This is a genomic window from Serratia sp. Nf2 (assembly GCF_003028435.1).
Lineage (GTDB): Bacteria > Pseudomonadota > Gammaproteobacteria > Enterobacterales > Enterobacteriaceae > Serratia > Serratia marcescens_L.
In genome coordinates this window covers 266,019-285,409 of record NZ_PYTW01000002.1, presented here as the reverse complement: position 1 = coordinate 285,409, position 19,391 = coordinate 266,019, and the positions used below count along the sequence as shown (strand labels likewise).

27 protein-coding genes are annotated in these 19,391 nt (G+C 59.7%); 12 read left to right on the top strand and 15 right to left on the bottom strand.

Annotated elements, in window-relative coordinates:
- The first annotated feature begins 87 nt into the window (after positions 1–87).
- Positions 88–735: a hypothetical protein gene (locus C9411_RS06380; protein WP_233221886.1), complete on the top strand. Its 648-nt coding sequence runs from the start codon at positions 88–90 to the stop codon at positions 733–735.
- A 317-nt stretch (positions 736–1,052) separates the two neighbouring features.
- Here C9411_RS06380 and C9411_RS06370 read toward each other — a convergent pair whose 3' ends face one another.
- The 3 genes from C9411_RS06370 to C9411_RS06360 all read right to left on the bottom strand — a co-directional run bounded on the left by C9411_RS06370 (position 1,053) and on the right by C9411_RS06360 (position 3,469).
- Positions 1,053–1,973: a L,D-transpeptidase family protein gene (locus C9411_RS06370; protein WP_063991649.1), complete on the bottom strand. Its 921-nt coding sequence runs from the start codon at positions 1,971–1,973 to the stop codon at positions 1,053–1,055.
- Positions 1,974–2,205: 232 nt separating this feature from the next.
- Positions 2,206–3,081, bottom strand: a complete 876-nt coding sequence (locus C9411_RS06365) for a helix-turn-helix domain-containing protein (protein WP_063991521.1) — start codon at positions 3,079–3,081, stop codon at positions 2,206–2,208.
- Positions 3,082–3,091: 10 nt separating this feature from the next.
- A complete protein-coding gene (locus tag C9411_RS06360) occupies positions 3,092–3,469 on the bottom strand; it encodes a hypothetical protein (protein ID WP_049202336.1) in 378 nt (125 codons plus the stop codon).
- A 120-nt stretch (positions 3,470–3,589) separates the two neighbouring features.
- On the opposite strand from C9411_RS06360, the gene C9411_RS06355 reads away from it, so the two are divergent.
- The gene (locus C9411_RS06355) at positions 3,590–4,411 is read left to right on the top strand and encodes a helix-turn-helix transcriptional regulator (RefSeq protein ID WP_019453262.1); all 822 of its coding nucleotides are present in this window, start codon (positions 3,590–3,592) and stop codon (positions 4,409–4,411) included.
- Positions 4,412–4,449: 38 nt separating this feature from the next.
- Here C9411_RS06355 and C9411_RS06350 read toward each other — a convergent pair whose 3' ends face one another.
- From C9411_RS06350 to C9411_RS06320, 8 genes are all read right to left on the bottom strand, one after another.
- Positions 4,450–5,586 carry a porin gene (locus C9411_RS06350; protein WP_060440835.1) on the bottom strand — a complete coding sequence of 379 codons (1,137 nt, stop codon included), beginning with the start codon at positions 5,584–5,586 and terminating at the stop codon, positions 4,450–4,452.
- Positions 5,587–5,704: 118 nt separating this feature from the next.
- Positions 5,705–5,971, bottom strand: a complete 267-nt coding sequence (locus tag C9411_RS25565) for a hypothetical protein (protein WP_146158874.1) — start codon at positions 5,969–5,971, stop codon at positions 5,705–5,707.
- Entirely contained in the window at positions 5,956–6,726 is a 771-nt protein-coding gene (locus C9411_RS06345; protein ID WP_107226695.1) for a 3-hydroxybutyrate dehydrogenase, read from the bottom strand. The genes C9411_RS25565 and C9411_RS06345 overlap by 16 nt, the downstream gene beginning before the upstream one ends.
- A 12-nt stretch (positions 6,727–6,738) precedes the next feature.
- On the bottom strand, positions 6,739–8,130 hold the full coding sequence (locus C9411_RS06340; protein ID WP_107226694.1) for a GntP family permease: 1,392 nt from the start codon (positions 8,128–8,130) through the stop codon (positions 6,739–6,741).
- A gap of 45 nt (positions 8,131–8,175) precedes the next feature.
- Entirely contained in the window at positions 8,176–9,099 is a 924-nt protein-coding gene (locus C9411_RS06335) for a 3-hydroxyacyl-CoA dehydrogenase family protein (protein WP_060451815.1), read from the bottom strand.
- Positions 9,100–9,117: 18 nt separating this feature from the next.
- A complete protein-coding gene (locus C9411_RS06330) occupies positions 9,118–10,302 on the bottom strand; it encodes an acetyl-CoA C-acetyltransferase (RefSeq protein WP_063991523.1) in 1,185 nt (394 codons plus the stop codon).
- Between the two features lie 14 nt (positions 10,303–10,316).
- The gene (locus C9411_RS06325; RefSeq protein WP_025305151.1) at positions 10,317–10,970 is read right to left on the bottom strand and encodes a CoA transferase subunit B; all 654 of its coding nucleotides are present in this window, start codon (positions 10,968–10,970) and stop codon (positions 10,317–10,319) included.
- 11 nt (positions 10,971–10,981) lie between these two features.
- Positions 10,982–11,680 (bottom strand): CoA transferase subunit A, encoded by a 699-nt coding sequence (locus C9411_RS06320; RefSeq protein WP_049212496.1) that lies wholly within the window; start codon positions 11,678–11,680, stop codon positions 10,982–10,984.
- A 168-nt stretch (positions 11,681–11,848) separates the two neighbouring features.
- On the opposite strand from C9411_RS06320, the gene C9411_RS06315 reads away from it, so the two are divergent.
- Positions 11,849–12,766: a LysR family transcriptional regulator gene (locus C9411_RS06315; protein ID WP_063991524.1), complete on the top strand. Its 918-nt coding sequence runs from the start codon at positions 11,849–11,851 to the stop codon at positions 12,764–12,766.
- Here C9411_RS06315 and C9411_RS06310 read toward each other — a convergent pair.
- The 3 genes from C9411_RS06310 to C9411_RS25560 are packed head-to-tail and all read right to left on the bottom strand — an operon-like array spanning position 12,756 to position 13,708.
- Positions 12,756–13,055, bottom strand: a complete 300-nt coding sequence (locus C9411_RS06310) for a helix-turn-helix domain-containing protein (protein WP_019453270.1) — start codon at positions 13,053–13,055, stop codon at positions 12,756–12,758. The genes C9411_RS06315 and C9411_RS06310 overlap by 11 nt on opposite strands.
- Before the next feature lie 3 nt (positions 13,056–13,058).
- Positions 13,059–13,409 (bottom strand): type II toxin-antitoxin system RelE/ParE family toxin, encoded by a 351-nt coding sequence (locus C9411_RS06305; RefSeq protein ID WP_060440839.1) that lies wholly within the window; start codon positions 13,407–13,409, stop codon positions 13,059–13,061.
- Positions 13,410–13,435: 26 nt separating this feature from the next.
- On the bottom strand, positions 13,436–13,708 hold the full coding sequence (locus C9411_RS25560; RefSeq protein WP_146158873.1) for a hypothetical protein: 273 nt from the start codon (positions 13,706–13,708) through the stop codon (positions 13,436–13,438).
- 106 nt (positions 13,709–13,814) lie between these two features.
- Here C9411_RS25560 and C9411_RS06300 point away from each other — a divergent pair, with 106 nt between their 5' ends.
- From C9411_RS06300 to C9411_RS06280, 6 genes are all read left to right on the top strand, one after another.
- Positions 13,815–14,354 (top strand): hypothetical protein, encoded by a 540-nt coding sequence (locus C9411_RS06300; protein ID WP_107226693.1) that lies wholly within the window; start codon positions 13,815–13,817, stop codon positions 14,352–14,354.
- Complete coding sequence (locus C9411_RS25555; protein WP_146158872.1) at positions 14,351–14,761, top strand: putative T6SS immunity periplasmic lipoprotein; 411 nt, start codon at positions 14,351–14,353, stop codon at positions 14,759–14,761. The genes C9411_RS06300 and C9411_RS25555 overlap by 4 nt, the downstream gene beginning before the upstream one ends.
- 129 nt (positions 14,762–14,890) lie before the next feature.
- Positions 14,891–15,052 (top strand): hypothetical protein, encoded by a 162-nt coding sequence (locus tag C9411_RS25975; RefSeq protein ID WP_233221885.1) that lies wholly within the window; start codon positions 14,891–14,893, stop codon positions 15,050–15,052.
- The gene (locus tag C9411_RS06290) at positions 15,052–15,441 is read left to right on the top strand and encodes a hypothetical protein (protein WP_063991525.1); all 390 of its coding nucleotides are present in this window, start codon (positions 15,052–15,054) and stop codon (positions 15,439–15,441) included. The genes C9411_RS25975 and C9411_RS06290 overlap by 1 nt, the downstream gene beginning before the upstream one ends.
- 27 nt (positions 15,442–15,468) lie before the next feature.
- Positions 15,469–15,861, top strand: a complete 393-nt coding sequence (locus C9411_RS06285; RefSeq protein WP_107226692.1) for a hypothetical protein — start codon at positions 15,469–15,471, stop codon at positions 15,859–15,861.
- A gap of 13 nt (positions 15,862–15,874) precedes the next feature.
- A complete protein-coding gene (locus C9411_RS06280; protein ID WP_107226691.1) occupies positions 15,875–16,270 on the top strand; it encodes a hypothetical protein in 396 nt (131 codons plus the stop codon).
- Here C9411_RS06280 and C9411_RS06275 read toward each other — a convergent pair.
- Positions 16,261–16,578, bottom strand: a complete 318-nt coding sequence (locus tag C9411_RS06275; RefSeq protein ID WP_107226802.1) for a hypothetical protein — start codon at positions 16,576–16,578, stop codon at positions 16,261–16,263. The genes C9411_RS06280 and C9411_RS06275 overlap by 10 nt on opposite strands.
- Positions 16,579–16,823: 245 nt before the next feature.
- On the opposite strand from C9411_RS06275, the gene C9411_RS06270 reads away from it, so the two are divergent.
- The 3 genes from C9411_RS06270 to C9411_RS06260 are packed head-to-tail and all read left to right on the top strand — an operon-like array spanning position 16,824 to position 19,336.
- Complete coding sequence (locus C9411_RS06270; protein ID WP_063991528.1) at positions 16,824–18,194, top strand: glutamine synthetase family protein; 1,371 nt, start codon at positions 16,824–16,826, stop codon at positions 18,192–18,194.
- 28 nt (positions 18,195–18,222) lie between these two features.
- Entirely contained in the window at positions 18,223–18,633 is a 411-nt protein-coding gene (locus C9411_RS06265; RefSeq protein ID WP_107226690.1) for a GNAT family N-acetyltransferase, read from the top strand.
- Between the two features lie 13 nt (positions 18,634–18,646).
- Entirely contained in the window at positions 18,647–19,336 is a 690-nt protein-coding gene (locus C9411_RS06260) for a trehalose-6-phosphate synthase (protein ID WP_107226689.1), read from the top strand.
- Positions 19,337–19,391: the final 55 nt, after the last annotated feature.

Below are 19,391 nucleotides of genomic sequence, written 5' to 3'. Positions count from 1 at the left end.
GCAAATCGAATAAGTCGTTTACGTATAGAGAAAGGAAGTTCTGTTGAGTAGACTGTCACCGGACGATAAGCAAAAGGGAATTGAGTCATGGCAAAAGGAGCGAAGGAAATCGCCCAAGAGATGGTTAACGCTGTAAATTCAAAAAGTAATTTCTTTGGCGGTTTTATCGAAGGGGCCATCTCCTTTCCCGTCGATATGGGATACCTGGCATATGATTTTATCAATACAGATAACCGCTCTATAAATCAATATGACACAGAAAGAATGCTTCGCCTCATTAAAGCTGGACTTGCTAACCAACACTCACTGGCCAAAATCGTTAAACTTGTCGTTGACGAATATCTGAAAAAAGTCGATGTAGATAAAGTCAAAAGATGGGTTGAAAAAGGATCCGGGAAAATTGCAGGCAGGTTTGTAAGCAATCAGGTTCTGATGGTTAACGTAGGGGCGGCGCTTTCCGAAAGGGTGGTTATTCGCCTCGCAACAGGTTATGCCCTAACGTCACTGCTGACCCTCGGAGCTATGAACTCAAGAGCAATCCATACCTCACGCCAGTTACGACAGCGAAATCCTGAAATTTACGATAACTTAAGGCGTGCGGGGAATTTGGATCTCTTATATTTTCTGGTAGAACCCAAAACAAAGCCATTTGAACAAGCGATAGAGGTTTGGCGAAAAAACAGAGGCGAGTTTGACCGCATTACCGAGCTATTTTTTGAAAAGGTGTCGAAATGAAGGTTTTTTCAGTGCTCATGTCAAGAGTCATCATAGGGATTAGCTATGCCGTCATTACCATGACCTTGCTATGCATCGCCTATTTCACGCTGCTCTCTGACTCTTCATATCATATTGTTTATGCGATTTTTTCTTGCATTGGGTTTGTTCTGGCCTACTTCATCTATTATATAGCCATGAAGTTCCATGATGGCGTTTAGAGCAATCGCAGAGCGTTCTGCAAACTGCGCCTACGCTCAATTGAGTCCCTATCAAAACCGCATAAAAAAAGACGCCCGCAGGCGTCTTCTTGGCATTTTCACTGAGGACGGAGGCAATCAGTTCACTTTCACCGGCATACCGGAACGGGCTTTGATCGCCGCGTCCACTTCGCTCTGGTTGACGCCGGCGTCCATCAGCACTTTGCCGACCGGCGCGGAAATGGTCAGCGGCACCGGATCTTTCGATTGCAGCTGCTCTTCGTTGGCCGACAGCGGGTTGTGCACTTCCACGTAGCGCGAGCCGTCCGGTTCGACGGTGGCTTTCATCGGTTCGTTGATGAACTGCACGCGGGTGCCGACCGGCACGTTATCGAACAGGTACTTGATGTCGTCGGCGCGCAGACGCACGCAGCCGTGGCTCACGCGCAGGCCGATGCCGAAGTTGGCGTTGGTGCCGTGGATGGCGTACAGGCGGCCGACATACAGCGCATACAGCCCCATCGGGTTGTCCGGGCCGGCCGGGAACACCGCAGGCAGGATTTCACCGTCGGCCGCGTATTCGGCGCGCATCTTGGCGGTCGGCGTCCAGGTCGGGCCGTCTTTCTTGCGCTGCACGGTGGTGGTCCAGTTCAGCGGGGTGTCTTTACCCAGCTGGCCGATGCCGATCGGCAGCACCACCACGGTGTTGGACCCTTTCGGGTAGTAGTACAGACGCATCTCGGCGCTGTTGATGATGATGCCTTCACGCGGCGCGTCCGGCAGGATCAACTGCTGCGGAATGGTCAGGGTGCTGCCGGCCTTTGGCAGGAACGGATCCACGCCCGGGTTGGCCTCCAGCATGTTGCTCAGCCCCATCTGATACTGGGCGGCAAAGCTTTCCAGCGGCAGTTTGCTGTCTTCCGGTACGGTGATTTGGATATTCTCGCCCACCAAACGGCTGTCTTTTGGCGGCAGCGGGTAGACGACGGCGAAGGCAGCCTGGCTGAATGCAACCAGTGCCGTAAACAGGGTTAATAACGCGCGAATGCTCATTTTCATCTTCGTGTTGGTCAAGGCCACTGGCGATTAGGGATATCGGTTTCTACGGCCACCTTGCCCCGATGAATTTCAGCCGGCAGCCAACGGCGCTGCGGCCTGAAAAGCCAGGGGGATTTGACCGGATGCGCATTATATGTGCACATCAATCAAAGTGTGAACCATTACCGATGTAATATCGCAATTTTTTGTAACCTGACGCGCCACGATGGCGATTTTTTGCGAGAACCGCCGCCTAACTGGCGGCGGCCAACGCTTCCACCCGCCGGATAGGGATCAGATACTCGCAGCGGATCGCCGCGCCGCCAAGCGGGCAGCTGCCCTCCTGCGCCGGGTAGAAACGCTCGATATCCTGCCCCGGCCGGCGGACGGCGTTCATCTGCGGCATCGCGGTGTCATACAGCCGCGCGATAAAGTTTTGTAACCCTTCCGCCTGCCCTTGATAGGTGAAACGGGCATACTCCCCCTGTTCGATAGTCACCCGCTCTCCCATCGCCCCTTCGTCCGGCAGAGCGGCGGTATAGGCCATGCGCGGGTTACCCCGGCGTTGCCTGTCAACCTCCAGACTGGTGAGGCCGTATACCACCTCCGGCAGCGCCTGCGGCTGCAGCAGTTGCCGCCAGGCGTGGCGGCGCAGCTCGCACTTGGAAGCCGCCAGCTGCCCCAGCGTAAAGCTGCGGCGCTGGGTGTTGCCCACCAGTTGCATGGCAGGCAGCGTCACGATGTCGGCCTGCGGCAACGGCGTTTCGGTCAGCCGCAGCGGCGGCTGCAGGCCGTAGCTCGACCAATCCTGGCTGCGGCGATAGCTGGCCGGCGGCAGACCGAACTGCTTGCGGAAGCAACGGGTGAAGGTCTGCTGTGAATCGAACTGGTAAGTATCGGCGATGCAGGCCACGCTGGTGCCGGTCAGGCGCAGTTCGCGCGCGGCGGCGGTCAGCCTTCTGCGACGGGCGTAAGTGCCGAGAATATGGCCGGTATGCTGCTTGAACATTCGCTGCAAATGCCACTTGGAGTAGCCGGACTTGGCGGCAATGTCGTCCAGCGTCAGCGGCTGATCCAGGCTCTGCTCGATCCAGGCCAGCAGCTGTTCAATCACCTGTTGCTGGTGCATGGTATTCCCCTTATTTTAACAATAACGTCTGCGCCAATACCCGCCCTGCGGCTTCATCGGCGGCCACCAGCACCGGATAGCCCCAGAACTTGGCGCCGTATTCGGCGAATTCTTCCGCCGCCGCGCGTTTGGCGTCGTCCGGTTCCAGCATGATCATACCTTTCACCCACAGCTTCAGCGCCTCGCGGTTATCGCGCTTCCACAGCGCGACCTGGGTGCGGGCATCGCGGTCATGTTCTTGTTCTTCATCGCCGACGCTGCGGTCGGTCATCAGGACAAAGGGTTCGGCGCGCGCCAGCAGCGCGCTGAATTCGGCCAGCTCGGCCTGGGTATCGCGCCCGTTTTGGCGCATCCATACCAGCGGAAAATCGGCGGTATCCAATGACATAATCAGTTTCCTCACGAAATGGTTTAGGACTGGCGCTTACTTTATCGGCACCGGCGCTAGACCACATTGCGCAATCAGGACATAATACTTTTCAATTCCGCCAAATTGAGAATTGTTCTCATGAAAGTACAGATCCCCCGTCACTGTCTGGATATCGATCAGGTGCCGCGTCCGCTGTTTGCCCTGCAAGGTTCGACCCTTGAGCAGGATTGGGAAGTCGAGCCGCACCGCCACCAGAAGGCGCAGCTGATCTATACGGTACGCGGCATGATCCGCTGCGAAGTGGAAAACGGGCTGTGGCTGGTGCCGCCGCAGTGCGCGCTGTGGATGCCGGGCAACGTGTTGCACAACGCCCAGGGCGCCGGCTCCACCGAAGCCTACTGCCTGTTCGTCGATCAACATGCCGCCGCCGGTCTGCCGCAAAACTGCTGCACGCTGTCGGTCTCGCCGCTGCTGCGCGAGCTGCTGCTGCAGGCCAGCACCTTCGAGCCGCTCTACGACGAACAGGGCGCCGAGGGGCGCCTGACGGCGGTACTGCTGGACCAGCTGGCGGCCGCGCCGATCGAGAATCTGCACCTGCCAGTGTCCGACGACGCGCGCATTCGGCAGTTGACCGAAGGCATGCTGAGCAGCCCGGCGGACAAATCCACCCTCGGGCAGTGGGCGCAGCGCATCGGCATGAGCGAGCGCTCCCTCAGCCGCACCTTGCAACAGCAGATGGGCATGAGCTTCGGCCACTGGCGGCGCCAGCTGCACGTGATGCTGGCGCTGCAGCGCTTGACGCAGGGCGAGAGCGTACAGACGGTGGCGCTGGATCTGGGCTACGAGAGCGCCAGCGGCTTCGTCACCATGTTCAGAAAGGCGGTGGGCAAACCGCCGGCGCGCTACCTGGCGGAGCGCAACGCCTCTGGAGAAACCCTGGGCGGCGCAATCACCATGTGAAAAAGCCGGCGCAGGCGCCGGCTTGAAGCAGGTAAAAATCAGAAGTCGTAGAACACCGTAATCCAGGTGGAGTCCGGCTCGTTGTCGCTGCTGTTGGCCAGCGTGCGCTCCACATACACCGACAGACCGTAACCGATGGTGGTGCCCGCGCCGAGGTAAACGTGGTTGGCGTGATACGCCTCGTCACCCTTCAGCCGCAGCGAGTCCGCCGCCACGTAAGGCTGGATCGATTTGAGGAACGGCTTGTCGATATTGAAGGTGTAACCGACAAAGCCTTCCAGCCCGTAGCCGTCACCGGCGAAGAAGTGCGACAGCGTGCGCTGGCGGGTGCTCGGCACATAGTCTTTGTAATAGCTGGCGGTGCCGACGATGTACCAGTTGTTCGGCTGCCAGGTTAACGCGGTGCCGGACAGCTGCTGGTGATAATCCTTTTCGCTGTACAGATTGTCTTTGATCTTCGCGTCGGTATAACTGTAGGCCGCGCTGAAGGTAAAATCTTTCGTCACCTTGTAATCGAAGCCCAACCCGCCACCGCCCTTGCGGCGATAAATCAGGTTATCCGCGGTGTGCAGATCGTCTTCCGGCAATAAATAGTTGGCGTACAGCGTTACCGGCCCGAAATCATTGGTGTACTTGATGCTGTTTTTCGGTTTATTGCCGCCGTCGTAGTCGCCGGAAATACCGATGCCGGTGCCGCCCGCATGGCCATCGTTATCCCAGACGTCGCTTTTGATGCCGACCACCGAATAATAGATGCCGTATTGATGGCCGTAGGTCAGGGTGCCGTAACGATCGTCTTTGAAACCGGCGTACAGCTGGCGCTGATAGTCGCGCTTGCCGTCTTCGTTATAGTGCCCGTCCCAGCTGAGCGCGTGCGCCAGATCGACGCCCCACTCGTAATAGCCGATGATCGAGGTGTCCTGCGTCAGCGCATAGTCGCCGCTGAAGCGAAAACGCGTGCCGCCGTCGTGGCCGTTTTTGTCATAGCCCGGCTCAGGGCCGTTATTGAAGATCCACTCGGGGCGAATGCTGCCGCCCACTTTTACACTGAGCGGCGCCAGCAACACATTGCTCTGCGGGTTTTTATCCAGAATGGTGATCTCGGCCTGTGCGCCGGCGGATAACGCCGACAGCAAGACGCCGCCAATGAATATTGGCGTTGTATTTTTTCTCATTATTACCCCTGCCCGAAAAAATTATTGTTATAAACACGGTGGTCTTAAGCCACGCAGAAATAATTACCCGATGTGAACAGCGCACGCAAGATATAAAAATTCACGCCATAACCTGTCATTATTTCAGGTTGGATTTAATTTCAGCAAAAACGTGTTCATCTGTAACGCGGAGAAAAATAATGTAATAGCCGCAGCACGAAATAAACCAATCCGCACGTTTCACCAAAAATAAACCGGCGTGATTATCCGGGAATAAAAATAGCAAATAACAAATAAATATTATTGCCGCAGGTAAACCGTCACGCAGGGGAATTAACTGATGAGGGGAAATAACGACGGAGCGCGTTGCGCGCTCCGAGAGAGAATTCACTACTGCGCCAGCCAACCGCCGTCCATGTTCCAGGCGGCGCCGCGCACCTGCGCCGCCGCATCGCTGCACAGGAACAGCGCCAGCTCGCCGAGCTGCTCTGGCGTGACGAACGCTTGCGAAGGCTGCTTCTCCGCCAACAGCTCATCGCGCGCCCGCTGCGGATCGGTCCCGGCGGCAATGCGTTTGTCGATCTGCTGCTGCACCAGCGGCGTCAGCACCCAGCCGGGGCAGATGGCGTTGCAGGTGACGGGCGTGCGCGCAGTCTCCAGCGCCAGCGTCTTGGTCAGCCCCACCACGCCGTGCTTGGCCGCCACATAGGCCGACTTGTCTTTCGACGCCACCAGCCCGTGCACCGACGCCACGTTGATGATGCGCCCCCAGTTGCGCTCGCACATCCCCGGCAGCGCCAATCGGCAGGTGTGGAACACCGCCGACAGGTTGATGGCGAGGATGGCGTTCCATTTCTCCACCGGGAACTGATCCAGCGGCGCCACGTGCTGAATGCCGGCGTTGTTCACCAGAATGTCCACGCCGCCGAACTCGCGTTCGGCATACTGCATCATGTCCGCTATCTGGGCCGCATCGCCGAGATCGGCGCCGTGATACCCCGGCGCGGCGCCCAGCCGCGCGACCTGCGCTTGCGCCTGCTCCACGTCGCCGAAGCCGTTGAGGATCACGCGCGCGCCGGCGGCGGCCAACACGGACGCTATCCCGAGGCCGATGCCGCTGGTCGAGCCGGTCACCAGCGCGGTTTTGCCTTGTACACTCATGGTATCGCTCCTTTAAACAATGCCGGTCAGGTAGAACACGCCGATCACGAACAGCACCGCGGCGCTCTTGATCAGGGTGATGGCGAAGATGCCGCCATAGGCCTGCCGGTGGCTGAGGCCGGTGATCGCCAGCAGGGTGATCACCGCGCCGTTGTGCGGCAAGGTGTCCATGCCGCCGCTGGCCATCGAGGCCACCCGGTGCAGCACCTCCAGCGGAATCTGTGCCGCATGGGCGGCGGCGATAAAGCTGTCGGACATCGCCGCCAGCGCGATGCTCATGCCGCCGGAGGCCGATCCGGTGATGCCGGCCAACAGGGTGACGCTAATCGCTTCGTTCAGCAGCGGATTGGGGATCGCCGACAGCGCCTGCGACAGCACCAAAAAGCCCGGCAGCGCGGCGATCACCGCGCCGAAGCCGTATTCGGAGGCGGTGTTCATCGCCGCCAGGATCGCGCCGCCGACCGCCGTCTTGCTGCCTTCCGCCAGCCGGCCGCGAATATTGCGAAAGCCGAACACCACCACCAACAGAATACCCGACACCAGCGCCGCTTCCACCGCCCAGATGGCGGTGATCTTCGCCACGTCGGTGGCGATCGGCTTGGCCAGCCCCGGCAGCGTCAGCTCATGGCTGGCGCCGTACCACTGCGGGATCCAATGGGTGAAGCCAAGGTTGAATACCCCGACCAAAATCAACGGCAGGATGGCGATCAGCGGGTTCGGCAGGTTGATGTCGTCCGGGGTATCCGGCTCGTTCAGCAGATCGGTGCCGTATCCCTCTCCCTTCAGCTGCGCCTTGCGCCGCTGGCGTTCAAGATACAGCAGACCGACCGCGATGATGAACAGCGAGCCGATCAGCCCCAGCCAGGGCGCGGCCCAGGCATTGGTGCCGAAGAAGCTGGTCGGGATGATGTTTTGGATCTGCGGCGTGCCCGGCAAGGCGTCCATGGTGAAGGAGAAGGCGCCGAGCGCCACGGTGGCCGGGATCAGCCGCTTGGGGATACCGCTCTGGCGGAACAGCTCGGCGGCAAACGGATAGACCGCGAACGCCACCACGAACAGCGACACCCCGCCGTAGGTCAGCAGCGCGCACACCAGCACGATCACCGGAATGGCGTGACGCCGGCCGAGAATGCGGATCGCCGCCGCGACGATCGAACGGGAAAAGCCGGACAGCTCGATCAGCTTGCCGAACACCGCCCCCAGCAGGAACACCGGGAAGTAGAGCTTCACGAAGCCGACCATCTTCTCCATAAACAGCCCGGTGAAGGTCGGCGCCACCGCGCCGGGATCGGTCAACAGCACCGCGCCCAGCGCGGCGATCGGGGCGAACAAAATCACGCTGTAGCCGCGGTAGGCGGCCAGCATCAGTAATCCCAGTGCTGCCAGGGCAATCAAAACGCTCATCGGTCACCTCAGTATCGTTGTTATTGTCAGGTACGGAGTGCGAAATTACGGTTTCAGCGCAAAGCGCAGCTGATGCGCCCGTCGCCGTTGAATGCGTTCCCTGCGTGCGTCATCCCAAAGATAAAATCCCCGGCCGCTGCGCTGGCCGGTATCGCCGCGCTGCAGCCGCTGTTCCACCAGCGCCATCATCTCGTCGCCGGTCGCCAGTTCCGGGAACAGGTGGCGGGCGATGTCCGCCACCGTCGGCAGCCCGGTCATGTCGGCGGCCTCCAGCGGGCCGACCATGGCGTAGCGCCGGCCCAGCGAGGCGCGCATCACCTGATCCACCACCTCGGCGCTGGCGATGCCGCTGTGGACGATGTGCAGCGCCTCGCGCAGCACCGCAAACTGCAGCCGGTTGCCGACAAACCCCGGCGCGGCGCGCTCCAGCAGCACCGCCTCCAGCGCCATCCCGCCGAGCAGCGCCTGCACCGCCGCCAGATGGCGCGGATCGGTGGCGCGGCCGGGCACGATCTCCACCAGCGGGATCAGGTGCGGCGGGTGCCAGAAGTGGGCAATCAGCAGGCGCTGCGGGTGGGTCATGCGCGCCGCCAGCTCGTCCGGCGGCAGGCCGCTGGTGTTGCTGGCAATCACCGCGTCGTCGGCGATCAGCCCTTCCAACTGCTCATACAGCGCGTGCTTCAGCTCGAGCCGTTCCGGGATCGCCTCGATAAGCAGCCGGGCGCGCGCCACGTCGTTCAGCTCGCCGGTCACGCGCAGGCGCGCCAGCGCCGCGTCGCGCTCATCGTTATCAAACTGCCCAACGTCGCTCAGCTCGGCCAGAATGCCGCTCGCCACCGCCGGCGCCTCCACCCGGCGCTGCGGATCCGGGTCATACAGCAGCACCTCATGGCCGTGGCGAATAAAGTGGGTGGCGATGCCCACCCCCATCAATCCGGCGCCCAGTACCGCATAGTCAGATGACTGCATCGTGCCCTCCTCGGTTGTTTACGGGCGCTCTACCGCCAGCGCCACGCCCTGCCCGCCGCCGATGCACAGCATCGCCAGCCCCTTGTTCACCCCGCGGCGCTGCATTTCGTACAGCAGCGACACCAAGATGCGACAGCCGGACGCGCCGATCGGATGCCCCAGCGCGATCGCTCCGCCGTTGACGTTGACCCGCTCCGCCTCCCAGCCCAGTTCTTTGCCCACCGCCAGCGCCTGCGCAGCGAAGGCTTCGTTGGCCTCGATCAGATCGACCTCGTCCAGCCGCCAGCCGGCCTTTTCCAGGCAGCGGCGCGCGGCCGGCACCGGGCCGATGCCCATGATCGCCGGATCGACGCCCGACGAGGCGTAACCGGCGATGCGCGCCAACACCGGCAAGCGCAGCGCGGTGGCTTTTTCCGCGCTCATCAGCAGCACCACGGCGGCGCCGTCGTTGAGCGATGAGGCGTTGCCGGCGGTTACCGTACCCTCCTTGCGAAACGCCGGGCGCAGCCGCGCCAGCGCCTCCAGGCTGGTGTCGCGCGGCTGTTCGTCGTGCTTAACAAGCAACGCTTCGCCCTTCGGCTTCGGCACCGTCACCGGCGTGATCTCCTGCGCGAAACGCCCGGCCTGCTGCGCCGCCTGCGCCTTCTGCTGCGAGCGCAGCGCAAAGCTGTCCTGTTCGGCGCGGCTGATGGCGTATTTCTCCGCCAGGTTCTCGGCGGTGATGCCCATGTGGTAGTCGTTGAACGCGTCCCACAGGCCATCGTGGATCACGCTGTCCACCATCTGCGCGTGGCCGAGGCGCAGACCGGCGCGCGCACCGGCCATCAGGTAAGGCGACTGGCTCATGCTCTCCTGGCCGCCGGCGATCACCGCCTCGGCGTCACCGCTGCGGATCGCCTGCACCGCCAGATGCACCGCCTTCAAACCAGAGCCGCACACCTTGTTGATGGTCAGCGCCGGCGTTGTAACGGGCAGCCCGGCATTCAGCGCGGTCTGGCGCGCCGGGTTCTGCCCGCAGCCGGCGGTCAGCACCTGGCCGAGGATCACTTCATCGATCTGCTGCGGCGCCACCCCGCTTTGCGCCAGCAGCCCTTGCACCGCCGCCGTGCCCAGTTCCACCGCCGTCAACGGCGCCAGCGCGCCGTGAAAACTGCCGACCGGCGTGCGCGTTGCCGCCACGATCACCACTTCACGTTGTTGCACATTCACCTCCCGATTCAGAAACGCATTTCCGGCACTTGCTCCGGCACGATCAGCCGGCCGGCGGTTTTGGCGACAATCTCCGCCACGCTGACGCCCGGCGCGCGTTCGCGCAGCACGAAGGCGCCGTCTTCAATTTCCAGATAGGCCAGATCGGTCAATACCTTGCGGATGCAGTTGGCGCCGGTCAGCGGCAGCGTGCAGCGCGGCAGCAGCTTGGACTCGCCGCCTTTCGCGGCGTGGGTCATCACCACGATGATGTTCTCCGCCCCCGCCACCAGATCCATCGCACCGCCCATGCCCTTGACCATCTTGCCGGGGATCATCCACGAGGCGATGTTGCCCTCGACGTCCACTTCAAACGCCCCCAGCACGGTCAGATCGACGTGGCCGCCGCGGATCATGGCGAACGACTGCGCCGAATCGAAGATCGACGCGCCGAGGCGTGCGGTGACCGTCTGCTTGCCGGCGTTGATCATGTCTGCGTCCAGCTGCTGCTCGGTCGGGAACTCGCCCATCCCCAGCAGGCCGTTTTCCGACTGCAGCATCACGTCCATGCCCGCCGGCACGTAGTTGGCCACCAGCGTCGGGATGCCGATGCCCAGGTTGACGTAGTAACCGTCCCGCAGCTCTTGCGCCACGCGCTGCGCCATTTGTTCACGGGTAAGCATGCAAATTCTCCTTATGCCCGCAGGGTGCGTTGTTCGATACGCTTCTCGAAGGTGCCCTGGATCAGCCGATCGACGTAGATGCCGGGGGTGTGGATCGCCGCCGGATCCAGCTCGCCCGGCGCGACGATCTCTTCCACTTCCACCACCGTGATGCGCCCGGCGGTCGCCATCAGCGGATTGAAGTTCTGTGCGGTGTGGCGGTAGATGACGTTGCCGAAGTGATCGGCCTTCCAGCCTTTAACGATGGCGAAATCGCCGGTGATGGCGGTTTCCATGATGTAAGGGCGGCCGTTGAACTCGCGCACCTCTTTGCCTTCGGCGATCGGCGTGCCGTAACCGGTGGCGGTGAAGAACGCCGGGATACCGGCGCCGCCGGCGCGGATCTTCTCCGCCAACGTGCCCTGCGGCGTGAGATCCACCTCCAGTTCGCCGCTGAGCGCCTGCTGCTCGAACAGCGCGTTTTCGCCGACGTAAGATCCCACCACCTTGCGGATCTGCTGGGTTTCCAGCAGCCGCCCGAGGCCGAATCCGTCGACGCCGCAGTTGTTGGAGACCACCGTCAACCCGCGCACGCCGCGCCGGCGGATCTCTTCGATCAGGTTTTCCGGGATGCCGCACAGGCCAAAGCCGCCCGCCAGCACCGTCATGTTGTCCGTCAGGCCTGCCAGCGCTTCCTGGTAGCTGCCGACGCGTTTGTCGAGCCCTGCCATATCGTTGCCCCTGCATGTTGCGGCGCAGGGCGAAATGCCCTGGCTTGCGTGAGGGCATCTTCAGGTCACAAAAATGATTTGTTAATTTTGTTTTTATGCCGCATTCATTTAGAATTTTTATTAATCAGTCGTTAACCGACAATTAACAAAGAGTTAACGCCAGCCAAAATGAAAATGAGCATCAAACAGTTACGTGCGTTTTTAGCGGTAGCTCACACTCTGAACTTCGCCCAGGCCAGCGAGCGGCTGAATATTTCTCAGCCGGCGCTCAGCCTGGCGATCCGTGGGCTGGAAGACGCGCTGGGCGGGCCGCTGCTGCTGCGCACCACCCGCCGGGTGACGCTGACGCCGGAGGGGGAAACCTTCTTCCCGATGGCGCGCCAGCTGCTGGCGGATTGGGACAACGCGGAAGAGGCGATGCGCCAGCGCTTCACCCTGCAGATGGGCAAGGTGGCGATCGCCGCCATGCCGTCGTTCGCCGGCAACCCGCTGCCGCCGATCCTCAAGGCGTTTCGCGATCGCTACGCCGGCATCAACGTGGCGGTGCACGACGTCATCAACGAGCAGGTGTTTGAAATGATCCGCGAAGGGCGGGTGGAGATGGGCATCGCCTTTGAACCGGAGCCGAGCGACACCCTGCACTTCACCCCGCTGTGCCGCGATCGCTTTCTGGCGGTGGTGCCGAAGGATTCGGCGCTGGCGCGCAAGGCGCAGGTAAGCTGGAAAGAGCTGCTGACGCTGGATTTCATCACCCTGCAGCGGCCATCGGCGGTGCGGCTGCTGCTGGAGCAGGAGCTGGCCCGCAGCGGGCGAACGCTGGAGGTGGCGTTTGAAAGTCACCAGCTGGTGACGGTCGGGCGCATGGTGGCCAACGGCCTCGGCGCAAGCGCGGTGCCGGCGCTGTGCGAGAAACAGATGGATGAGCTGGGGGCGGTCTGCGTGCCGCTGATCGGCCCGATCATCGAACGGCGCGTGGGCCTGATCCGCCTGGCGCAGCACCAACTCTCATCCGCCGCGCAGGCGCTGGCGACGGTGATCGAACGGGAAATGGCGGGGAGTGGCGCACAGCCTGCACTTAAACCGTAAACCCGACGTGCTTGCCGCCCGGCAGCTCAACGTCCAGGCGCAGCGTGCCGCCCATCGCTTCCACGTAGCGTTTCAGGGTCGAAATCTTCAGCTCATTGCCGCGCCCTTCGATGGCCGCGACAGAAGGCTGGGAAATGCCCAGCGTTTTCGCCAGTTCCTGTTGGGAAATATTCAGCGCTTCCCGCAGCTGGTGCAGGTGCGCTTCAAACAGCATCTCTTCGGCCATTTCCTCGATGCGCCGGCGGCTCTCCGGGGTGCGGGAGGCCAGCAGTTGCTTTAAGGTGCTCATGGGTTACTCCTTGAAATAACACATCAAATATTGGGTGAACTGCGCATCCGCGATGGGCAGCATCACTTTATAAAACCGCTTCTCATTACCCGTTTTGTCGCCCGCACACAGCACAATCGCCTGCCGCGCCGGATCAAAGGCGAAAAAAGCGCGAATCGGCCGCCCTTTGTGCTGAATACGCAGCTCTTTCATGTTGGAATGCAACGAGCCTTTCAGCACGTCGACAAAAGGCCGCCGAAGAGAAGGCCCTGCACGCTCGAGCATCACCAGCGCGGCCAACACCTTTTCCTGCGTCGATTCATCCTGTTCACAGAGCCACCGATCAAACTCTTCCGTTGTCATTACCGTCCACATGGCATCTCCTGATTATAGAGTACAATCTATGACAAGACGATAGACCGGAATATATAATTTTCTCCAGACCGCCATTGGCGTTTTGCCTGGCAGCTCGAAAAAACAGTGGTGATTGCCTTGCGGCTTGAGCATGGAATGCGACGAGATACGGGAACAGCGGCATCAGTATCGGCCAGAGAAGAAAACATGCGGATTTGGCGAGGTAATAAAGCACGCAACCCGGCGTTTTTATTTTTGAATATATATAAAGAAATAAAATCATTTTTCATATCAATCAATAGATTGCACCCAACATCCATTTGCCTTTCCATCTTGTGAGCGAACGCAAAAGATTGTGACAAAGTGGGTTAATCATGCCTGAACTTTCGCTATGGTGTTTTTTTCATGTTTTAACGGATTAAAACCATGGCCACAACTCAAGGAAACGCCAGAAAACTTACGGCCGGTGAAATCACATTGGCCAGACTGCTCTACAAAAACGCTGTCGATTACTCCCGCGTTCGCGTCCATAACGGCAGCTATTTCCCCTTCGGCTTACAGCATGAAGATACGGCCGTAACACCAAATGGCACGCTCTATTTTATGCCCAAACACTTTCAAGAAGACTTTGCCACGGCAAACGCCTACGATCAGCATTGGTTTATCCATGAAATGGCGCATGTCTGGCAATATCAATTAGGCATGAACGTACGCCTGCGCTGGTTGGCTAGTTGGGCGGTTTCCTATCAGTATTCCTTGCCCAATTATCATCTTCTATCCGATTATGGAATGGAGGCACAGGCAAGTATCATTGCTGACTATTTCTACCTAACTAAATTCGGACGCAATGGCTTTCAAGTAATCACCAACTACAGCGGCATTATTGGGCCAGACATCAAAAAACGCTATGAATGGGTATTGCGAGCTTTTCTGAACAATCCAAAGAACCGGAACACCTTGTCATGATAAGACTTTATCTCTCGTTACTGTGCGCACTGCTACTGAACGGCTGTCAATCCACTCAACCCTGGTACCATCCGTTGGATGTCTCGCTAAAAGACAACCAACCTTGCTTTGCCGTGCCTATCAACAGCGTTCGCAGCGGCGACAGCCTGCAAAACCGGGGAGTGATCGTCTCACGACAGGAACAACGGCAATGGCATATCGTCTGGACCTCACCAGAAGTCACTCTGTTGCCTGACCTGAAACCCGGGCAATGCGTCACTTATCCGCAAGTAAACTGGGCTGAGGGAGAATACTCGGTCTTGCTCGGCGTCTCGATGAATAACGATACGGAAAGGCGTAAATACATGAGAACCTTTACTTTGAGCATCGAGCATAATGGAAAAACACTATTACGTAGCGATCATTAAGCTACCCATCGTTGTATTTTCAGATGATACTTCGGCCGCGAACAGGAGTGCGCCAAGATCGCGGTGAAGGGATACAGTCATTTTGCGGCAAGTACTGCGGCAGGTATTTTGGGGGGTGAAGGTGGTGCGATGTTAGCAATGACGGCTTGTAGTATCGTCTTTGGCGCCTCCACGTTTGGTACCGGTATTTTAGCTTGTGGTATAGCAGGCGCTGCTCTGGGTGGCGCAGCTGGCAGTTGGGGTGGCGGTGCAGCCGCCGACAGCATTACTGGTTTCATTTTTGGTGAATAATGAAAATCGCTATCGTTCTGTTCTTCACTCTGACATTGATTAGTGCCCTGGTTCAGTACTTTTACTATCGGCGCTATAAAGACGAATTTTCTGAATTCTATCAACGTTATGTGCAAAGCGCCCACCCCTTGCCTCCATTTGTCATCTTCGCGGATAACCTTGGTTTGCTCGGTGTATCTATCAAAGCGCAATGGTTCCGTTGGATATTGAATGGCAGAAAAATAAAGATAGGGAAAAACGCTTTTCTGAGCCCAAAAACCTACGAATTCGTAAATGAAAATACATCTCAACGCCTCAAAAACTGGCTTCGAAAAGACTTCATCTTAAGCGTGCTGAAAATGGGGTGTTTGGCGTTGATGTGTATCTTTGCTTTTTTGAGCAAGGCATAACGCCCCTTGAACCTTAGCCGGCGGCTTATGAAAACAGCATCACTTATTGCAGCCGCGCTGCTCTTACTTTGTTGGCTTGTTCAAGATATTTACTCTCGTCGCTATAAACGCGAGTTCGATGTTTTTTATCAACGCTATACCCAACAGGGCCACTTTGTCCCTGCTCACGTCGCGATTGCCGATGGCCTCGGCTCTTTAGGTACTTCCATCAAAGCCCAATGGTTCAGATGGATCCTTTGCGGCAAGAAAATCAAGGTAAAAAAAAACCAATATCTTCCCGCCAAGACTTATGAATTTGTTCGTCTTTCATCATCTGAACGCTTGCAGACCTGGATGAAAAACAACGGCACGTTTTTGGCGCTGGAAGGCATGCTCTTCATCATGGCATTGATCTTTATGATAATAGCGAGAATGTCGTGATTCAGGCTACTCAATGAAAACCCTTGTCATATTATGCTTAACGCTGCTGGTTTTAAGCGCCTTCATCCAATTCATTGGCTACCGTCGCCATAAAAAAGAGTTTGACGCTTTCTATCAGCGTTACGCAGGCAGCGGACATTTTATTCCGCCCTATGTCGCCTTTGCCGACGGCCTCGGCATGCTAGGTATCTCATTAAAGGCACAGTGGTTTCTTTGGATCCTGAAGAGGAAAAAAATCAAGATTAGGAATCAGGTTTGGCTCGATGCGAAAACCTACGACTTCGTGCAAAAAACCACCTCTCTTGAGCTACAAAAGTGGCTGGCGATGGATTTTATACTTTTGCTCGTAGAGGTCGTTATTATCGCCGTGGGTTGTATTTTTATTTACCTCATCAAGCATCAAGGTTGAGCAGACGCGTTGCTCCCCTCCACCGCCTGCACCGCCGCCTTCTGCGTGGTGCGCTGATATAAGCACAGCTCCCTGCCCGGCTTGTTTTTCATAAACGGCTGCGGGTAGCGCCCGCCGATAAACAGCGCCGAATAGCCGACGTCATCACCGTAGTGAACGATCGCCCCTTCCACCCTGGCGTTTTTTAGCCCGCTGACTTTCAGGCAGGCGACGCGCATCGCCCTTTCGCTCTCGGCCCACGCCTGTGGGGAAGACGCGGTGGCGTTGAACGCGGCCAGCGCGGCGATAAGCAGCCCTATTTTCTTCATCATTATCTCTCCTTCAACGGCCCGTCTCGCCAGTATAGACCGTACCGGCGCGGCCAACCCGCCAACGCCGCCGCACTCTTTACGGCATTTTTATTCCGCGCCCCGTTAACGTTACGGCGTTTTTACAGACAGTTTTTGCCGCCGCAGATACCCTTTTCACATCGCCACTATGGCCTCACAAGAGAGTTGTCCCATGCGTTTATCCCTGCCTCTAGCCGTGATCGGTCGTCGTTCTGGAGCACGCCATGCATGCTAATATCATCGGCTTCAATCCGCTGCTGGCGGAGCTGCCCGCTTCGCCAACGCGCGCCTTCCACAAAGAGCTGGAACACTACCTGCAGCGCTATCCGCAGACCGAACAGCTGGATATTTATCTGCACGATCTGAACGGCCAGCTGCGCGGCAAGCGGCTGCCGATCGCCGAAGCCTTTGGGCTGGAGAAAGGCTGCTACTTCCCGCTGTCGATTTACGCCCTGGATCTGCACGGCCGGGTGATCGAAGAAAGCGGGCTGGGGCAGCGGGCGGGCGAGCCGGACCGTCTGTGCCTGCCGGTGCCCGGCACGCTGCGCCCCTGCGCGCGCGATCCCGAACGCCACGCCCAGCTGCTGCTGACGATGCAAAACGCCGACGGCGGCGCCTGCGAGCTGGAGCCGCGTGTGGTGCTGCAACGGGTGCTGAAGCGCCTGCACGAGCGCAACTGCTTCCCGGTGGTGGCGGCCGAACTGGAGTTCTACCTGCAGGATCCACAGCATCCCGCCGAGGCGGAAACCTGCCCAACGCAGAGCTTCGCGGTGGATGCGCCCGAGCGCCACCATGCGCTGCTGAGCGACATCGAACGGCACGCGCGCCTGCAAAACCTGCCGTTGACCGGCGTGGTGGCCGAAGCCGCCTCCGGCCAATACGAGCTGAATCTGCATCACAGCCGGCGCGTGCTGGAAGCCTGCGACCAGATCATGGCGCTGAAGCGCCTGACGCGGCAGATTGCCGAGCAACACCACCAGCACGCCTGCTTTATGGCCAAGCCCTGCGCCCACGCCGCCGGCAGCGGGCTGCACTTTCACATCAGCCTGCAGGACGAGCACGGCGAGAACCTGCTGACCGGCGCGCCGGGCGAACTGAGCGACAACATGCAGCAGGCGATGGCGGGCATGCTGGCGCTGATGCCGGCGTCGATGGCGATCCTGGCACCCAACATCAACGCGTTTCGCCGCTTCCGCCCCGGCATGCACGTGCCGCTGCGCGCCTCCTGGGGCCACAACAACCGCACGGTGGCGCTGCGCCTGCCCTGCGCCGACAGCGCCAACCAGCGCATCGAATATCGCCTGGCCGGCGCCGACGCCAACCCCTATCTGGCGCTGGCGGTGATGCTCGGCGGCCTGCTGCACGGCCTGGAAAACCCGCTGCCGCTGCCGCCCGCGGCCAACGGCTGCGAGAGCGACAACGCCGCGCCCTTGCCACTCGGCCAACAGGAGGCGCTGACGCTGTTCCGCCACAGCGATCCCCTGCGTGAGCTGCTCGGCCCGGCGTTCTGCACCCTGTGGCACACCTGCAAAAGCGCCGAACTACGCCGCTTCGAGGAACAGGTCACCGCCGCCGAACTCGGCTGGATGCTGTAACCACCGGTTCATTAACCTAAGGATAATCATGAATATGCAACCGCAACGGGCGTCCGCACAGCCGCTGCTCTGCTGGCGCAAAGGCGTTTTTCATATCAGCACCGATCGGCAGTTGCTGGATATCGATGCGATCCAGCGTTTCCTCAACCTGCCGGATCGGGCGGCGGCCGAGCGCCTGGCGCGCCACGGCCTGTGCTTCGGGCTGTATCGCAAGCGCCACCTGCTCGGTTTCGCCCGCATGGTGACCGATTACGCCACCTTCGCCTCGGTGAGCGAACTGTTCGTCAGCGCCGAATACCGCGGCGTCGGGCTGGGAAGCTGGCTGACGCGCTGCTGTCTGGCGCATCCGGCCTTGCGCGGCCTGCGCGTCACGCTGCCCGCGCTGCAAGCGCCCTGGCGCGCCGATGGTTCGGCGCACGCCCTGCGCGCCCTTCACTGATAAGGAGGCCCCCATGTCTCGTTTGGTGCTGATTTCCAACAAGCAGTGCGACGGTAAGGATCTGGCCTGCGCCGGCCAGACGCTGGCGGCCGACGCCGAACCGGGACTGTGGCTCGGCTGGAACGGCGACGTGCAGAATTTCGCACAGCGCCCGATCAGTTGCCGCCAACGCACCGGTTACGATCAGGTGACCTTTCCGCTGTCGATCGAGGAGTTTCGCCGCCACTATCAGGGCTATTACCACGACGGCCTATGGCCGGTGTTCCACAACCAGCCGGAGAAGGCGCACTTCACGCCGGAAAACTACCGCGCCTACCGGCAGCTGAACCGCCGTTTTGCCGATATCGCCTGCGAGCACCTGTGCCCCGGCGACACCGTCTGCATCGACGACTACCAGCTGCTGCCCTGCGCCCAGGCGCTGAAGGAACAGGGGCTGCTGAACGCCTGCGCGTTCTTCTTCCACCTGCCGTTCCCGTCGGCGGCGCTGCTGCGGCGCATCCCGGAACATCGCCAGCTAATCGCGTCACTGCTGTTCTACGATCTGATCGGCTTTACCACCACGGACGATCGCAACGCCTTTCTCAGTTGCCTGGCGGCCGAGTTCCCGCTGGAGATGCTGCCCGACGATCAGATCCAGGCCAACGGGCATCTGTTCGCCACCGGCATTTTCCCCGCCGGTATCAACGGCAGGCAGGTTTATTGATTTACGGCGGCGCGCACCCTCCAGGCGCGCCGTTTTATTTCGCCGCGATTTATTT

What these genes read in the sequence shown, in the direction of transcription:
- C9411_RS06290 (WP_063991525.1), top strand. Translation starts at nt 15,052, where the DNA reads ATGAAAATCGCTATCGTTCTGTTCTTCACTCTGACATTGATTAGTGCC.
- C9411_RS06270 (WP_063991528.1), top strand. Translation starts at nt 16,824, where the DNA reads ATGCATGCTAATATCATCGGCTTCAATCCGCTGCTGGCGGAGCTGCCC.
- C9411_RS06360 (WP_049202336.1), bottom strand. Translation starts at nt 3,469, where the DNA reads ATGTCATTGGATACCGCCGATTTTCCGCTGGTATGGATGCGCCAAAAC.
- C9411_RS06365 (WP_063991521.1), bottom strand. Translation starts at nt 3,081, where the DNA reads ATGCACCAGCAACAGGTGATTGAACAGCTGCTGGCCTGGATCGAGCAG.
- C9411_RS06260 (WP_107226689.1), top strand. Translation starts at nt 18,647, where the DNA reads ATGTCTCGTTTGGTGCTGATTTCCAACAAGCAGTGCGACGGTAAGGAT.
- C9411_RS06335 (WP_060451815.1), bottom strand. Translation starts at nt 9,099, where the DNA reads ATGCAGTCATCTGACTATGCGGTACTGGGCGCCGGATTGATGGGGGTG.
- C9411_RS06340 (WP_107226694.1), bottom strand. Translation starts at nt 8,130, where the DNA reads ATGAGCGTTTTGATTGCCCTGGCAGCACTGGGATTACTGATGCTGGCC.
- C9411_RS06350 (WP_060440835.1), bottom strand. Translation starts at nt 5,586, where the DNA reads ATGAGAAAAAATACAACGCCAATATTCATTGGCGGCGTCTTGCTGTCG.
- C9411_RS25560 (WP_146158873.1), bottom strand. Translation starts at nt 13,708, where the DNA reads ATGGATGTTGGGTGCAATCTATTGATTGATATGAAAAATGATTTTATT.
- C9411_RS06275 (WP_107226802.1), bottom strand. Translation starts at nt 16,578, where the DNA reads ATGAAGAAAATAGGGCTGCTTATCGCCGCGCTGGCCGCGTTCAACGCC.
- C9411_RS06280 (WP_107226691.1), top strand. Translation starts at nt 15,875, where the DNA reads ATGAAAACCCTTGTCATATTATGCTTAACGCTGCTGGTTTTAAGCGCC.
- C9411_RS06285 (WP_107226692.1), top strand. Translation starts at nt 15,469, where the DNA reads ATGAAAACAGCATCACTTATTGCAGCCGCGCTGCTCTTACTTTGTTGG.
- C9411_RS06355 (WP_019453262.1), top strand. Translation starts at nt 3,590, where the DNA reads ATGAAAGTACAGATCCCCCGTCACTGTCTGGATATCGATCAGGTGCCG.
- C9411_RS25555 (WP_146158872.1), top strand. Translation starts at nt 14,351, where the DNA reads ATGATAAGACTTTATCTCTCGTTACTGTGCGCACTGCTACTGAACGGC.
- C9411_RS06370 (WP_063991649.1), bottom strand. Translation starts at nt 1,973, where the DNA reads ATGAAAATGAGCATTCGCGCGTTATTAACCCTGTTTACGGCACTGGTT.
- C9411_RS06315 (WP_063991524.1), top strand. Translation starts at nt 11,849, where the DNA reads ATGAAAATGAGCATCAAACAGTTACGTGCGTTTTTAGCGGTAGCTCAC.
- C9411_RS06345 (WP_107226695.1), bottom strand. Translation starts at nt 6,726, where the DNA reads ATGAGTGTACAAGGCAAAACCGCGCTGGTGACCGGCTCGACCAGCGGC.
- C9411_RS06265 (WP_107226690.1), top strand. Translation starts at nt 18,223, where the DNA reads ATGAATATGCAACCGCAACGGGCGTCCGCACAGCCGCTGCTCTGCTGG.
- C9411_RS06300 (WP_107226693.1), top strand. Translation starts at nt 13,815, where the DNA reads ATGGCCACAACTCAAGGAAACGCCAGAAAACTTACGGCCGGTGAAATC.
- C9411_RS06320 (WP_049212496.1), bottom strand. Translation starts at nt 11,680, where the DNA reads ATGGCAGGGCTCGACAAACGCGTCGGCAGCTACCAGGAAGCGCTGGCA.
- C9411_RS06325 (WP_025305151.1), bottom strand. Translation starts at nt 10,970, where the DNA reads ATGCTTACCCGTGAACAAATGGCGCAGCGCGTGGCGCAAGAGCTGCGG.
- C9411_RS06380 (WP_233221886.1), top strand. Translation starts at nt 88, where the DNA reads ATGGCAAAAGGAGCGAAGGAAATCGCCCAAGAGATGGTTAACGCTGTA.
- C9411_RS06305 (WP_060440839.1), bottom strand. Translation starts at nt 13,409, where the DNA reads ATGTGGACGGTAATGACAACGGAAGAGTTTGATCGGTGGCTCTGTGAA.
- C9411_RS25975 (WP_233221885.1), top strand. Translation starts at nt 14,891, where the DNA reads ATGTTAGCAATGACGGCTTGTAGTATCGTCTTTGGCGCCTCCACGTTT.
- C9411_RS06310 (WP_019453270.1), bottom strand. Translation starts at nt 13,055, where the DNA reads ATGAGCACCTTAAAGCAACTGCTGGCCTCCCGCACCCCGGAGAGCCGC.